The sequence below is a fragment of the Atlanticothrix silvestris CENA357 genome, assembly GCF_016056295.1.
GTDB classification, from domain to species: Bacteria; Cyanobacteriota; Cyanobacteriia; order Cyanobacteriales; family Nostocaceae; genus Atlanticothrix; species Atlanticothrix silvestris.
Map to the genome: position 1 here is coordinate 1 of NZ_JAECZB010000097.1, position 14,755 is coordinate 14,755.

Below are 14,755 nucleotides of genomic sequence, written 5' to 3' on the forward strand. Positions count from 1 at the left end.
GCATGTGTTAAGCATACCGCCAGCGTTCATCCTGAGCCAGGATCAAACTCTCCGTTTTGATGAATCGTTTGTTTAGCTCTTAAATATGAAAGACTGATTCTTTTTACACTCCAGTCAAGTGCTTTATTTTCTTGACGCTGACCACTTGCTGTATAATGGCTTTCAAACTATAATATTTTCAAGGTTCGGCGTCCCTCCCGGCGCCGCTCTGTCGCGCTCGCCTCTTGGGCACTTATCTAATATATCGACCGCTCCTAACTTTGTCAACTCCCTTTTTCTGAAAAAGTTGGAATTTGTTTTTTGCCTGATTAAAAGCTATGCCCAGTCTGGGTTTTAGGTAAAGGCTAAAAAATAGGATCCACTAATGACAAGTAAAAGTGATCAGTCATTTGCGTCTGAGGCTTACGGGTTATTAGCTAATATTCAGTAATGGAATGGTTTGTAATTTAAACGTCTATATAGACTAGATAGAAGCGATCGCTGACTTACATAATGTTGATGATATTTATCCACCTATCACTTTTTATTGCGATAATTCCCAAGGGGACGCGTTCTCCATTGGTTTAGTTAAAGGGGGATAGATGACCATCAAGCGGTTGGTTTTAATATTCGTGCTGACACCTATAGCAATCCTGTTGTCAGTTACATCTTTATTTAATAGTTGGCAAGAACCTCAATTTCAAAGTCGTCTAGAACTTTACCAAACCAACATTGCTCTGCAAGCCCAAGCTTGGCAACCTAAGAATAACAACAATGATAATTTCCAAGCAATTCGGGCAGCAATACTTGGTGAGCAACCTCTTGAAAGTGCTATAAATCAGTATCAACAAGCGCGTAATTCGGTTCAGGCTAATTTAGATAAAGCCAAAAAAAAACTTGCACAGGCACGTTCTCAACCCAAAACTCCTCCTGTACCCCCTAAACCATTACCAGAATCTCCTCCAGTTACTAATACCTCCGATAGAGATCAGCAGCAGAAGTTGCAGCAGTCCCTAAAGCAACTGCAAAAATTGCTAGCTGAATTAGACTTGCGTTTAGGTATTTTACAAGCACAGCAAGGGCATACGGATGCAGCCCTTAAAATTTGGAACGAATTACAAAAGCGATTAGAAACAGAGAAACCTGATATAAAATCATTACCTAATACTCCTCAATACGCTAATAGCAATGAATTTGCAGGAATGGCTGCTGTATTAAGTGGACTTTGGAGTGATCCTGCTCGTATTTTACCCAATGCCCAAAAGTTGATTCAAAAAAACTTAGAAGGCTGGTTTCGCTCTAGTGCTTTGGTTCAGTTGTACCAACTTCAACAACGACAAGAAGCTCTATCAGTAGTTCAAGCTACTCAACAAGAGGCGGCTACTCAAGCTGTATTAAAATTAGCACTTATTGGAACAATCCCAACCTTTGCAGCATTAGTTGGTATGGTAGTTCTGATTTCCTTATTTGTTCAGCGCTTTTTGAAGGGAAAAACCGCTTTATTAGCTCAAAATGCTGATGTACCTTGGTCAACGCCTTGGAATAGTGAAACAATTTTACAGGTTTTCATCCTAGGCTTTTTCTTTATGGGACAAGTTTTTGTTCCTCTGATGTTGTCGATTATTCCAATTCCACGTCCTGCTGGTAATGTCAGAATTCAGGCTGTGTACGTTTTGGTTAGTTACCTATTGGTAGCTTCAGGTGCGCTTTTAGTGCTGTATTTCTCTATTAAACGCTTTTTCCCACTCCCAGAATTATGGTTCCGCTTTCGTCTGCAGGATAGATGGTTTTTATGGGGGTTAGGAGGCTATTGTGCTGCTTTACCTATCGTGGTGTTGGTGTCATTGATTAATCAACAACTATGGCAAGGACAAGGTGGTAGCAATCCTTTATTGCAATTAGCACTGGAAAGTCAAGATGAGGTAGCACTAGGTATATTTTTCTTTACAGCTGCGATCGCAGCCCCATTCTTTGAAGAACTTCTATTTCGCGGCTTCCTATTGCCTTCCCTGACTCGCTATCTTCCTGTTTGGGGAGCAATTATTGCCAGTGGTTTATTGTTTGCGATCGCTCACTTGAGTTTGTCGGAAATTTTGCCATTAACGGCTTTAGGGATTGTATTAGGAGTAGTTTACACGCGATCGCGTAACCTTTTGGCTCCTATGCTTCTGCATAGTTTATGGAATAGTGGCACCTTACTGAGCCTATTTCTACTAGGTAGTGGTAATTAATAGAACGGTATGAACACGGTTGAAAACAATATAAATATTTGCTTTCATCTGCATATTATGAAGGCGATCAGCTAGTTATTGTACTAATTCAACACTCAAGTGTATTCACAGTAAATGCAAGTATGCCAGTAGTAAAGCTAATTTTGGCAGTTCTGTTAAATAGATTACAAATCCTCTAAGCAAACATTGGGTACCATCTGAATAAATTGAATTATTGAAAAAATTTCAACTCCCGTTTTCATCTGTAGGAGCGTTAAGCAACACTTAACTAGTTAGTATTAACAAACTTAAGTTATGACTAGATAGTTTCCTTGTTGACTGGATATACTCTCTGCGATGTCAACAGGTGTTATCAATCAGAGTCAACGTATCCACGTTTTTGTTGCAACCATCTCAAAAAAGTCCGGAAATAATACTGATGGACTTGTAGAAAGTGTTGTGGTAGTAACGTTGTTAGCGACTATATTGAACAAGTAAATATATTCGCTTGTTCTCATTACAATAAAAATTTAAATTTTATACGCATTCATCTAGGAGCAATATATAGTACATGGCAAATCTTAATCCTAGCCACCCAACCAAACAACTTCTAGCTGGTTACTGTGGAATCATTTTTGGAGGGTTCGGGGTGCATAAGTTTATTCTAGGATACGCCCCAGAAGGCTTTATTATGTTGTTTATATCGGTAGTAAGTGGTTCTTTCACCTACGGTATTACTTTTTTAATTATGCAACTTGTGGGTTTAGTTGAAGGCATGATTTACTTGAATAAGTCTCCTGAAGAATTTGTAAATACCTACTTTGTGAATAAACAAGGTTGGTTCTAAAAATTTTGATCTCACAATTTAACTCCTATTTTCAGCTATAAGTCCTAAATACATACTGATATTTATTTTTACTGACATGCTAGTCATTAAACGTAAACAACTTACCTGGGTAATGTTTCTACTGGTGGGCATAGGATATTTCAGTACTATGTCTAATTTAGAGATCAACTATTTTGGAAAAAGTTTGATTGCCCTCGTGCCAATACAGATGGGAGCTATTATCTACATGACTTATCTTCGCTGGAGCCGTAGTTAAAACTCGGCTTAGTGCAATAACTTAATAAAATTAATATTATTTACGTTCTGTCATAGTTCTGGATTTCGTCTACGCTCGAAGTAGAGACGCTTTGAATCAGGCGTTGAATCTTCGTAGCGAATCCAAACACTTGCCATGCAACTTGTTCCAAAAACTAAGCTGACCCCAGAACCTGTTCCTACTTCAGAAAAAATCATTTTCGATGTTGGAGGGATGAAATGTGCTGGATGTGTGAAAGCTGTAGAGCAACAGCTAACTCAACATCCAGGAGTTAAGAATGCCTGTGTAAATCTGGCAACAGAGGTAGCAGTCGTAGAGTCAGAAGTTGGTGCCATAGATTCAGATGCACTGGCAAAGCGATTAACAGCAGCAGGATTTCCAACTCAGCCCCGGAGGGCTGGCAATATAACAGGTGAGACACTTACCTCAGAAGACCCGGTAGAACAACAGCGCCAAGAAATGCGCTCTGCATTTAGGCAGTTAGTGATCGCTGGGATGTTATTGGTATTGTCAGGAATTGGGCATTTTGGCAATATTTTTGGTACAACATTACCCGTCTTAAATAACATCTGGTTTCATTGTGGACTGGCAACAGTGACATTACTAATTCCCGGTCGTCAAATTTTAGTAGATGGCTGGTTAGGCTGGCGGCGAAACGCACCTAATATGAATACTTTAGTGGGGTTAGGGACGCTGACAGCTTACATAGCGAGTTTGATCGCGCTACTGTTTCCCCAAATGGGTTGGGAGTGTTTCTTTGACGAGCCAGTGATGATGCTGGGTTTTATTCTACTGGGTAGAACATTAGAAAAACAAGCTAGAGGAAAGGCTGCGAACGCATTTAGACAATTGCTAGCACTCCAGCCACAGATAGCACGATTGATTCCTAATCCAGACCTGGAGAAAGTCGGAGTAGGATCAAATAGTATTGAAATTCCCGTTGAACATGTACGCGTGGGTGAATGGTTACAGGTACTACCTGGGGATAAAATTCCTGTTGATGGTGAAGTTCGCTTCGGGCATACAGCAGTGAATGAATCTATGCTAACTGGGGAAGCAGTACCAGTGATTAAACAACCAGGAGATTTGGTAGCAGCAGGAACCCTCAACCAGTCAGGAGCGATCGCTATCCAGGCAACACGTATTGGTAGTGATACCACCCTAGCTCAAATTGTTGCCTTAGTAGAAGATGCCCAAACCCGTAAAGCCCCAGTGCAAAAATTAGCTGATACAGTAGCTGGTTACTTTACCTACGGTGTGTTGAGTGCTGCTGTATTAACATTTGTTTTTTGGTACTTTTTCGGTACTCGCATTTGGCCTGATGTCACAGTTTCAGGTGGTATGGAAATGATCAACCATGCTGGACATAACGCCCTACATTCTCCATTACCTACTTCTTCCTCCCCGCTTTTAATTAGCTTAAAACTAGCGATCGCAGTTATGGTTGTCGCTTGTCCCTGTGCTTTAGGACTTGCCACACCAACAGCCATTATTGTCGGAACTGGCATAGGTGCAGAAAAAGGTCTGTTAATTAAAGGTGGTGATGTACTGGAAAAAGTACACCAGCTTGACACCATAGTATTTGATAAAACTGGTACTTTGACCACAGGTAATCCCACAGTTACAGATTGTTTACCGATTGGGGAACTGGATGAGCAAAATCCCCAATCCCTTATCCAACTAGCAGCAGCAGTAGAAAGCGGTACTTACCATCCACTAGCAAAAGCAATTCAGCAAGAAGCACAGCAACAACAGTTATCTATCCCTTATGCTGTAGATTTCCATACAGAACCAGGGCTAGGTGTATCTGCGGTAATAGAGGGTAAAACTGTGCTACTGGGTAACAGGGACTGGTTGAGTTGGCACGGAATTGATATCAATGAAACTGCCCAACAGGTGGCTCAAAAACTAGCAGTAGATGGAAAAACAGTCGTTTATGTAGCAGTTGGGGGAACTTTAGCCGGACTAATTGCTGTTCAAGATACCCTTAGAACAGATGCTCAAGCCACAGTAGAGAAGCTACGCCAGATGGGTTTACGGGTACTGATGCTCAGTGGTGATCAATTAGAAGCAGCTAGTGCTGTAGCCAAACAACTAGGATTAACTAACCTAGATGTCCTAGCAGGTGTTCCTCCGAGTAAAAAGGCTGCTGTTATTCAAGAATTACAAACGAAATCTGGTTCTAAAGTCGCAATGGTTGGAGATGGAATCAATGATGCTCCGGCTTTATCGCAAGCAGATGTCGGTATTGCTTTACATTCTGGGACGGATGTAGCTATGGAAACTGCTGAAATTGTCCTTATGCGCGATCGCTTAAATGACGTTGTTGAATCAATTCGGCTAAGTCGTGCCACTTTCAACAAAATCCGTCAGAATTTATTCTGGGCTTTTGCATATAATACAATCGGTATTCCTTTAGCAGCAGGTGTTTTGTTACCAAGTTTGGGTTTTGTTCTTAGCCCATCGGGTGCTGCTGCATTAATGGCTTTTAGCTCAGTTAGTGTAGTTACTAACTCAATTTTATTAAGGCGGCTAGCTCATCGCTTGTAAAAACCTCTGAAGGAATATTGCAAATCAAATGTTGGTTTCTGCCATCTCAGGTTAAACTAAATCGAGAGTTAGGTGTTGTCTATCTCATAAATCCTTTTAAGACTCCTTATAGAGGAACAGCAGTTAAAGAGTAGAACATGGTTGTTCTACTCTTGTGAGTAAATATGCAATTTTAATATTCATCAAAATAAATACTACAGACTGTAGTGCGCGAGAATGGCAGGAAACCATACTAAAAAAATCTTATCAACAGATTCTAGTAACAATGTATCAATGGCACCAGAAATCAATGAAAGCCATCTACTAATTCTTGAAGACGATCAAGGCCGTAAGGAATTTTCTTTGGAAAATCCTGTCTATTCTATTGGTAGAGACCGTGAATGCAATATCCGCTTGGTATCCCAATTTGTCTCTCGCCGCCATGCCACATTAGTGAGATTGCCACGAGAGCATAATAGTCAGAGCTATTATTACCGAATTGTAGATGGCGATGCCAAAGGCAAGCCTAGCGCTAACGGTATGATGATTAATGGGCGTAAAATGCCAGCCCACGATTTGAAAAATGAGGACGAAATAGTTTTTGGCCCTCAGGTACGTGCCATTTATTATCTATTAAAAAACACTCAGCGATCAGGCCAAACGGATTCTAGCGAGTACGACATTACCCTCATCAACCCCAGTATGACCGAAGAGGAGGATATAGAAGATTGAAAAAAATACCAAATTCAGTTGTTTTATGACTAAAATAAAGCAATTTTCAGATTTACAGTCCACATTTAGAACCATAATTGCTGTAGTTTCTAATAAATTTTAGTTAACCACAGCCAATACTGTGGCCAAAGGCATAAATAATTATTATCCAGCAAGACTTTCAATCAAATGCCAGTGACGACTTTCTTCGATAGTCTGCTTGATAAATTCAAACATTTGCCGACAGTGATTATGAACTTGTAGTGGTAATTCCTCGTTTTTAATTACAATACTCATCCGGGTTTCTGTTTCGGTAGCTGTTGATTTATCAATCAGCACTTCCGCTTTAACCAGCTTAGAGAAAGAAACATTACCAGGAATCTCACGAGCCATAATGTAATCAGCTGTGTAGTATTGAATTTCAAAATCGCATTCTTGTAGAAGATCTACAAGTAATGGATGGAGATCGTCAACAGGAATAGAAACAACAAACGAACAGGTATAGCGAGCCATAATAGCCCCACCCCTTACAACACGTCCATCCTATAATACCGAAGCATCTAAATGGTAAGTCATTTGCAGATTCATTAAATTCAAAAACCAAACTAGGGATTGGGAACAGTTTCCCAATAACCGCTACCAAATAGGGAAGCAACGTTGGTTCAAAGATTGATAAAAAACCTTAAAATAATGGTTTGGTGGAGGTGCATTATGAAATTAGCAATCACTGGAGCAACAGGATTTGTAGGTAGTCGTTTGGTAGTACGACTCCATAAAGAGGGTAACAGAGTACTGGTGTTAACGCGTAATAGTGCTTTTGCTCAAAAAGTTTTTCCATCTGAGGCTTTTCCCAATGTAGAAATCATTACCTACACACCAACTGTATCTGGTTCTTGGCAAAATGTAATCGCTGGTTGTGATGGTGTAGTGAATCTAGCAGGAGAACCAATTGCTGAAGAACGGTGGACACCAGAACACAAAAGAAAAATCCTTAGCAGCCGTCAATTAGGTACGCAGAAAATAGTTGAAGCAATAGCTAACGCCAATCCCAAACCAAGTGTGTTAGTCAACGCTTCGGCGATTGGCTACTACGGCACTAGTGAAATTACGACCTTTGATGAAAGTAGCCCTTCTGGTAGCGACTTTCTTGCCGAAGTTTGTCAAGCTTGGGAAGCAGAAGCAAGAAAAGTCAAAGATGCTGGAGTGCGCTTAGTCATTCTGCGTTTCGGTATTGTTTTGGGGCTGGGTGGTGCTTTGGGTAAAATGATTATGCCTTTCAGACTCTTCGCTGGTGGGCCTATCGGCAGTGGCCGTCAATGGTTTTCTTGGATTCACATTGACGATTTAGTGAACTTGATTTTAGAAGCTTTAACAAAACAAGAAATAGAAGGTGTATATAATGCCACAGCTCCTAACCCCGTCCGCATGGCAGATTTGTGCCAAACATTAGGACAAGTCATGCATCGTCCTTCTTGGTTGCCTGTCCCTGCTTTTGCTCTCGAAGCTTTGTTAGGAGATGGAGCAATAGTAGTTCTGGAAGGTCAAAAAGTTCTCCCTAAGCGTACCTTAGAAAGTGGTTTTGAATATCAGTATCCTAATTTACAACCAACGCTAAAACAAATTATTAAATAAGATTACTTACCAGTAGTGAGTTAGCAAGGTCTTCTCCTAAAGGATAGGTTAGCGCCAGGGGGGTTAACCGCCCAATGCAGTAAACCCCATCAGCTATCAATGCAAACTTTCTGTTTCTCAAAGGTAGACACATTCGCTTTAGCGATAGGCACCAATTAACTAATCAGTAAGAAATTTTTTCGAAACCCAACTCACAAGACCACTGAGAATAGCACCCCCCATTAAAATACCAATAGCCGGGTTAAACACAGGTTGCCAGAGTTGATGCCATAAATCAAGACCTAGGTTAACTCCCGCAGCATCACCGATCGCAGCAATTACTAACCAGCCAAACCCTAACAAAACTAAGAATACATCAGCGACTAAAACTAAGTTCAGCCAATTTAATAATTTATCTTTCATAAGGGGCTAGGAATTGGGGACTAGAATCTAGGGATTAGAGGGACTAGGGACTATTTTTGTTTAGCTCATCAATTAGCTAATATCTAGCCTTTAGTCCCTAGCCTTTAATTCTTACTGTTCAAACAGCCAGTTTTTGACTTTTGCCAAACTCTGCCAATCTGGTTTTCTATTTAAACCGTCTTCTATACTACTTATTATTTCATCTTGCCATTCTGGATTGACAAAAATTAACTGTTTGACAAAATCAATATGTTGGCGCAAACCTTTTTGGCCTGTTTCCAACATGGCTACAGCAAGATTAATTCTGGCTTGTGGATCTTGGGGACTTAATTTAACTGCTTTTTGTGCAGCTTTATAAGCCAAATGGGCTTGGTTATCGAGCAAATATAACCAAGCTAAACAAATCCAAGCTGAACTAGTTTTAGGAGCGCGATCGCAAACCTCTTTAAATACAGGGATTAGAGAGTCCACTGCTTCACCGGCTTTATAGCGTTCCAAACCTGTATCAAACAGGGATTCAATCGTTTGAGTCATAAAAAATACGTTATATAGTCACTAGTCAGTGGTCAGTAGTCAATAGCAACTAACAACTGACAACCAACAACTGACAATATTACACCCCAAATGACTTGCCGCAACCGCAGGTTTGAGAGGCATTGGGGTTGGTGAACTGAAAACCACCACCAATCATGGCATCGTTATAATCAAGCATTAAGCCATAAAGATAAAGTAAGCTTTTGCGATCGCTCACAATTTGGAAGCCATCATAATCAAAAACTTCATCTTCAGGGGTGATCTTGCTGGCATCTTCAAAGTCCATCATATAAGACATCCCAGAACAGCCGCCTTGTCTAACTCCTACCCGTAAGCAGAAGTCTGTACCTTGCTTGTCCCGGAGGAATTTTACTTGGCGTAAAGCTGCTTCGCTCAACAGAATGCCGCGTTGTTGAGACTGAGTTGCTTGTGTCATTTGCTTTTTAAACTCCTTAAATTCTCTGAATGAGTACCCTATCTAGAGCCAACGCTAAACCTTGCCCCTGAGTTGTTCTTGGGGTTTTTATATCTATTCTAGCGACAATTGATGTTACTAATGGCCAAATTGTAAACACTCGCTTCAAAGCAGGCCAAGGTTTTTATTCTAGAATTGAGAAACTCGGTGTGTTTAGAGATTCGGTATTCTTGGAGTTCCGGCTTTGTAGAAGCCTGAGTCGCAACTACTCTTCAGGTGCAGCCAGGAAAATTCTATCCGAGGCTAGTCATTCCCAAAACTCTACTTTCAAATAGCTTCTTTTGATTAACTTACTCTATGACAAGTTTTAATCGCTCTACCAGTCGTCGGTTGAAGAAACTAACTCAAATTCCTTCTGTATGGGAGGGCGATCGCCGTCCAATGTCATCGTCACAAACGCTGCATTCAGATTCAGAGGCAAAGGGCGAATGTATTCTTTGGGTGGATGGCTCACAAGGTATCGTTCGGGGAATGGACGTGGTAGCTCCAGAAACAGGCCCAGAGGCAATTGTTCGCACTTTAATGCGAGCAATGGAACATCCCCACAGTCCGGCCAAGGCGGCTAGACCCCAAAAAATTGTGGTGAAAGACCGTGAGATCCAATTTTATCTGCGTGGCGTACTGCAAGATTTGGATATCACTATTGACTATGCACCAGAATTGCCTTTAATTGATGAACTGTTTCGCGGGTTTGCCGAAATTCTCGACAGCCAAATTCCCGATTTACCTCCACAATACGCAGAAGCCTTGCGAGACAAAGCTTATGCCATTTGGCAAGCTGCTCCTTGGGAGTTTTTGGAAGAACATCAAATTTTATCAATAGAGATCAATAAGTGGGATGTTGGTACACTTTATGCCTCGGTTATGGGAATGCTGGGGATGGAGCATGGAATTTTATTTTATCGCTCAGAAGATTCTCTCAAGCGGTTTCGAGCAGCAGTTTTACAAGATGACGAATCTCAAGGGCGTTTAGAAGAAGCTTTTCTCAAACAAGATTGCCTATTTTTGACTTTTGAGCGTGCAGATGATACCGACGAGGATGAGGATGAAGCTGGCGATTTAGCAGATTTACCCTTAGCAGAGATTGACCCAACCTTCGGTAATATCCATCCCTTAGAAGGGCTAAGATCTGTTTTATACGATGAAGAGGCGCTAGTTATCTTTGTAGCTTTAGAAAGTCTTTGCCGCTTTATCCGCGATTATCGTCGCCAGCTTTACAAAGACGCATTCCCTGGTGTTAGCCGTCGTTATCGCATTTCTTCTCCTGAATTAGATCAAACAACCAAATTGGTGTCTGTAACTGTTTCTACCATGCCAAACTTGGCAGCGGAATTAGAAGAAATGGCAGGCTTTGGTACTCAAGAGCCAGAATTGGGGGAGGAGGTTTTCCCGATATCGCGTTCCTTACGAGATGACTTGATACCAGAAGACTCTTTCCTCAGCTTAGGAGTAGTGTCTTGGGAGATGCTGGAGTACTTGCGTAAAGGAGTTTCATCTCATCAAGTCTATGAAATTAAACCAGTGGGCGACGGATTGCCAGTAATTTTGATTCAAACCTCCCGTCCTAAAGCTAAAACTGTAATTGAAAATATTGAAGCAGCTGGTGGACTCAAAGCAATTTGCTTTAATCCAGGTGCTGATCCGTTTGACGGCGATCGCTATGATCTAGGTTTATTGCAAACTCAAAACGACGAGTTGTTTCTGTTCGGCGAATTTTTAGATGATGACCCCATTCATGTAGAAGCTCGCAAAAAATGGAATCAGCGGTGTAAAAATACTAAGGGCTGCTGTGGCTTAATCATCGCTAAAGGACTAACGGGAGCTTCCCGTGGAAATCCCCAACCACGAGATATGATGGCTCTGTTTGAAGCGCGATCGCTTTCACCCAAAGATTTAGGTCTCGGTACTCTCCAACTCATGCCTCAACTTTAATTAGCATAAAATCCATCCAAAACCACAGATTTGGGTAAATCTGTGGTTTTTTAGCACTAACAGCTTGCTTAGTAGGAAATTTTGAGCATTACAATCATCATTTTATTTGTATTTTCAAATTGCTGTAATCTTTGAACACAATTCATTTCAGATCTAGAAAGAAAATAGTATTTCGGTAATGTGCATAGACGATTTGGAGTAAATTGCCTATGCATTGCCTGTGATCCCAAAATTAATTTACTGAAAGTTCATGAAGTAAGTATATTTTTTATGATTGGCTCCTAACTATTTAGTTAAACTAAGTGAATCAAAAGCAGCACAATATCTAACAAACCAGAAGTAATTAATTATTTGTTTATCTTTATTGCAATCTAACTAAGTGGAATATATTATTTTTTGATGTTTATCTGATTGTCTATTCTTTTATTTGTCAATACTTTTAACAAAAACTTTAGACAAATAATTTTATTCTTCATGTTGTTATTATAAAAGACAAAATTCTACAGGTTTAGTCTTTAAATAAAGATTACTTAAAGCTTGTATTTTTTGGCTATAATAGCTTTACGCAAGAAATTTAGGCGAATATTTATTGGGCAAATGACTATATTAGGAGACTCACAAAAATTATTTTTGGTTAATTCTACTTTACAAATTACAAACACAATAAAATTTGTTCAAAAATAATAGACACAGTATTTATACAATTTCCCGTGACTGATTGTGATAATCAAACAAACTCACGCTGAGTTTTAAATTCTATAGTGTTTGCCACAAAATAAAAAACTACTCCTAGCATTTCATAATGTCAAATAAATCAGTATAAAAAATTGATGTAAGGCTAAACTAATACTATTATAAATACATGTATCTGGCCATAAATTGAGTGGATAAAAATAATTTAAAATAAGCACATAAACCTTGCAATATAAATAAAATAGCTATTATCCAGTTCTAAGTTAGGTAAGTATTACAGATATCCAAATGGTTAAAAGAAATACTCATTTTTAATCTGGGACGGAAACTCATGCATTTAGAAAGTTCTAATTTACATCAGTAGCGAGATTAAAAGTTCAGACTATTTTTGTTTTTTTAGAAAATTTTATTAAGAGACTTTAATAGTTGCAATATGGAGGTTGATGTATTTATTACCGAAAGTTAACTATTTTTACTGCCACAATAGCAATCCCTTTCTTATATTTAGTAAAAAATGATTAACAATTTGACAAATCAGGCATTTTTAGTATCAGTGGCATTACTTGTGTTATTGACACAAACTCTGATAATCTTATCGTCTTAATGTTGAGTTAATTGTTTTTTTGATAGTGTTAACATACAGCAAATAGCATAATAATGACTAATAAAAAGTGGGCCGTAAAACGTATCACTGTGAATTTAGCAGCACAGGAAGCAGAAAAACTGGATAAATATTGTCAGCAAACAGGTAGACCTGCAACTGATGTTATTCGTGAGCTAATTAGAGGATTACCTGTATCTGACGATAATAAGGAAGGAGATAGATAGAGAAGTAATTTTTACAGCGTCACGGTTCATGGTTTTTTTAACCAAGAAATATTTATGATGCTTTTTGAGTGTAGTTTAGCTGACTAGAGGTTGTGTCTCAATACACAAATTTGTTGCTAGTCAGCTGATTCAGTCATCAGGATTAAAAGGAGTCATAAAAGCAAATTTATAACCAGAAAACATACCACTTTTGTGAATCTACATATTTGTAGACTTAATTATGAGTAGCAAATTCCGACACTAACCCAGTTACAATCTGTAAAGAAACTGAAAAGGAAAGACGGAATGCGTGTTGCAATCGTGGGGGCGGGATTGGCTGGGCTAGCAACCGCTGTAGATTTAGCTGATGCTGGCTGTGAAGTCCACATTTTTGAGTCCCGTCCATTTGTAGGTGGTAAAGTCGGCAGTTGGATTGATGGAGATGGCAACCACATTGAAATGGGGTTGCACGTATTTTTTGGGTGCTACTACCAACTGTTTGACTTAATGGATAAAGTGGGGGCATTGTCGAATTTACGCCTTAAAGAACATACCCACACTTTTGTTAACAAAGGGGGGCGTACTGGTGCTTTAGATTTCCGCTTCTTCACAGGAGCGCCTTTTAATGGGTTAAAAGCATTTTTTACTACTTCTCAACTTTCTTTGCAAGATAAAATTCAAAATGCGATCGCCTTGGGTACTAGTCCCATAGTTCGAGGGTTGGTAGATTTCAAAGGCGCAATGAAAACTATTCGCGATTTAGATAAAATTAGCTTTGCTGATTGGTTTCGCAGTCATGGCGGTAGCGATGGTAGCATTAAACGCTTATGGAACCCCATTGCTTACGCTTTAGGATTTATCGATTGCGACAATATTTCTGCCCGTTGTATGTTGACAATATTTCAGTTTTTTGCGGTTAGAACTGAAGCTTCTATACTGCGAATGCTGGAAGGTTCCCCTGATGTATATTTACATAAGCCCATCCTGCAATATCTAGAAGCACGGGGCACTAAAATTTACACTCGCCGACAAGTGCGAGAAATTCAGTTTACTGAAGAAGGCGAAAAAACTCACGTGACTGGTATAGTAGTTGCGGAAGGTGACACGACAGAGATTATCACTGCTGATGCTTATGTATGCGCCTGTGATATCCCAGGAATCCAGCGTGTTTTACCCCAAGAATGGCGTAAGTGGTCAGAATTTGACAATATTTACAAGTTAGATGCCGTTCCAGTCGCTACAGTACAGTTGAGATTTGATGGTTGGGTGACGGAACTGCAAGATGGAGAGAAGCGCAAACAACTTGATCATGCGGTGGGAATAGATAATTTGCTGTATACCGCGGATGCAGACTTCTCTTGTTTTGCTGATCTGGCTTTGACTAGCCCCAGTAATTTTTATCGCCAAGGACAAGGCTCTTTGTTGCAATTGGTGTTGACACCAGGAGATCCATTTATTAAACAAAGTAATGAAGCGATCGCCCAGCATGTCCTCAAGCAAGTACATGAACTGTTCCCCTCATCGCGAGAACTGAATATGACTTGGTACAACGTGGTGAAATTAGCTCAGTCTCTCTACCGAGAAGCACCGGGAATGGATGTATACCGTCCTAATCAAAAAACACCAGTACCTAATTTCTTCTTAGCAGGTAGTTATACTCAGCAAGACTATATTGATAGTATGGAAGGGGCAACAATTTCGGGACGGCGTGCAGCAAAAGTCATCCTAGAGAATATCAAGCAATAGCA

Annotated in this window: 12 protein-coding genes; 8 read left to right on the forward strand and 4 right to left on the reverse strand. The window is 39.9% G+C overall.

What is annotated here, in order from left to right:
• Nucleotides 1–581 precede the first annotated feature (581 nt).
• The 4 genes from I8751_RS25475 to I8751_RS25490 all read left to right on the forward strand — a co-directional run bounded on the left by I8751_RS25475 (nucleotide 582) and on the right by I8751_RS25490 (nucleotide 6,553).
• Nucleotides 582–2,210: a CPBP family intramembrane glutamic endopeptidase gene (locus I8751_RS25475; protein WP_214441883.1), complete on the forward strand. Its 1,629-nt coding sequence runs from the start codon at nucleotides 582–584 to the stop codon at nucleotides 2,208–2,210.
• Nucleotides 2,211–2,760: 550 nt separating this feature from the next.
• On the forward strand, nucleotides 2,761–3,036 hold the full coding sequence (locus tag I8751_RS25480) for a TM2 domain-containing protein (RefSeq protein ID WP_214441884.1): 276 nt from the start codon (nucleotides 2,761–2,763) through the stop codon (nucleotides 3,034–3,036).
• A gap of 391 nt (nucleotides 3,037–3,427) precedes the next feature.
• Complete coding sequence (locus I8751_RS25485) at nucleotides 3,428–5,842, forward strand: heavy metal translocating P-type ATPase (RefSeq protein WP_214441885.1); 2,415 nt, start codon at nucleotides 3,428–3,430, stop codon at nucleotides 5,840–5,842.
• A 216-nt stretch (nucleotides 5,843–6,058) separates the two neighbouring features.
• Nucleotides 6,059–6,553, forward strand: a complete 495-nt coding sequence (locus I8751_RS25490) for an FHA domain-containing protein (RefSeq protein ID WP_214441886.1) — start codon at nucleotides 6,059–6,061, stop codon at nucleotides 6,551–6,553.
• Between the two features lie 144 nt (nucleotides 6,554–6,697).
• Here I8751_RS25490 and I8751_RS25495 read toward each other — a convergent pair whose 3' ends face one another.
• On the reverse strand, nucleotides 6,698–7,045 hold the full coding sequence (locus I8751_RS25495) for a hypothetical protein (protein WP_214441887.1): 348 nt from the start codon (nucleotides 7,043–7,045) through the stop codon (nucleotides 6,698–6,700).
• A 198-nt stretch (nucleotides 7,046–7,243) separates the two neighbouring features.
• On the opposite strand from I8751_RS25495, the gene thyD reads away from it, so the two are divergent.
• Complete coding sequence (gene thyD, locus I8751_RS25500) at nucleotides 7,244–8,164, forward strand: thylakoid membrane protein ThyD (protein ID WP_214441888.1); 921 nt, start codon at nucleotides 7,244–7,246, stop codon at nucleotides 8,162–8,164.
• A gap of 159 nt (nucleotides 8,165–8,323) precedes the next feature.
• Here thyD and I8751_RS25505 read toward each other — a convergent pair whose 3' ends face one another.
• From I8751_RS25505 to I8751_RS25515, 3 genes are all read right to left on the reverse strand, one after another.
• Nucleotides 8,324–8,566, reverse strand: coding sequence for a hypothetical protein (locus tag I8751_RS25505; protein WP_214441889.1), 243 nt, complete (start codon nucleotides 8,564–8,566; stop codon nucleotides 8,324–8,326).
• Between the two features lie 111 nt (nucleotides 8,567–8,677).
• Nucleotides 8,678–9,100, reverse strand: a complete 423-nt coding sequence (locus tag I8751_RS25510; protein WP_214441890.1) for a tetratricopeptide repeat protein — start codon at nucleotides 9,098–9,100, stop codon at nucleotides 8,678–8,680.
• Between the two features lie 79 nt (nucleotides 9,101–9,179).
• On the reverse strand, nucleotides 9,180–9,536 hold the full coding sequence (locus I8751_RS25515; RefSeq protein WP_214441891.1) for an iron-sulfur cluster assembly accessory protein: 357 nt from the start codon (nucleotides 9,534–9,536) through the stop codon (nucleotides 9,180–9,182).
• Between the two features lie 336 nt (nucleotides 9,537–9,872).
• Between I8751_RS25515 and I8751_RS25520 the strand changes: the two genes are divergently transcribed.
• The 3 genes from I8751_RS25520 to zds all read left to right on the forward strand — a co-directional run bounded on the left by I8751_RS25520 (nucleotide 9,873) and on the right by zds (nucleotide 14,753).
• Nucleotides 9,873–11,507 (forward strand): DUF6930 domain-containing protein, encoded by a 1,635-nt coding sequence (locus I8751_RS25520; protein ID WP_214441892.1) that lies wholly within the window; start codon nucleotides 9,873–9,875, stop codon nucleotides 11,505–11,507.
• Between the two features lie 1,344 nt (nucleotides 11,508–12,851).
• A complete protein-coding gene (locus I8751_RS25525; RefSeq protein ID WP_214442013.1) occupies nucleotides 12,852–13,028 on the forward strand; it encodes a ribbon-helix-helix protein, CopG family in 177 nt (58 codons plus the stop codon).
• Nucleotides 13,029–13,313: 285 nt separating this feature from the next.
• Nucleotides 13,314–14,753 (forward strand): 9,9'-di-cis-zeta-carotene desaturase, encoded by a 1,440-nt coding sequence (gene zds / locus I8751_RS25530; protein ID WP_214441893.1) that lies wholly within the window; start codon nucleotides 13,314–13,316, stop codon nucleotides 14,751–14,753.
• Nucleotides 14,754–14,755 lie beyond the last annotated feature (2 nt).

Coding starts and splice junctions, on each gene's coding strand:
- I8751_RS25475 (WP_214441883.1), top strand. CDS start 582: ATGACCATCAAGCGGTTGGTTTTAATATTCGTGCTGACACCTATAGCA.
- I8751_RS25480 (WP_214441884.1), top strand. CDS start 2,761: ATGGCAAATCTTAATCCTAGCCACCCAACCAAACAACTTCTAGCTGGT.
- I8751_RS25495 (WP_214441887.1), bottom strand. CDS start 7,045: ATGGCTCGCTATACCTGTTCGTTTGTTGTTTCTATTCCTGTTGACGAT.
- I8751_RS25490 (WP_214441886.1), top strand. CDS start 6,059: ATGGCAGGAAACCATACTAAAAAAATCTTATCAACAGATTCTAGTAAC.
- I8751_RS25520 (WP_214441892.1), top strand. CDS start 9,873: ATGACAAGTTTTAATCGCTCTACCAGTCGTCGGTTGAAGAAACTAACT.
- I8751_RS25515 (WP_214441891.1), bottom strand. CDS start 9,536: ATGACACAAGCAACTCAGTCTCAACAACGCGGCATTCTGTTGAGCGAA.
- I8751_RS25505 (WP_214441889.1), bottom strand. CDS start 8,566: ATGAAAGATAAATTATTAAATTGGCTGAACTTAGTTTTAGTCGCTGAT.
- I8751_RS25485 (WP_214441885.1), top strand. CDS start 3,428: ATGCAACTTGTTCCAAAAACTAAGCTGACCCCAGAACCTGTTCCTACT.
- I8751_RS25510 (WP_214441890.1), bottom strand. CDS start 9,100: ATGACTCAAACGATTGAATCCCTGTTTGATACAGGTTTGGAACGCTAT.
- zds (WP_214441893.1), top strand. CDS start 13,314: ATGCGTGTTGCAATCGTGGGGGCGGGATTGGCTGGGCTAGCAACCGCT.
- thyD (WP_214441888.1), top strand. CDS start 7,244: ATGAAATTAGCAATCACTGGAGCAACAGGATTTGTAGGTAGTCGTTTG.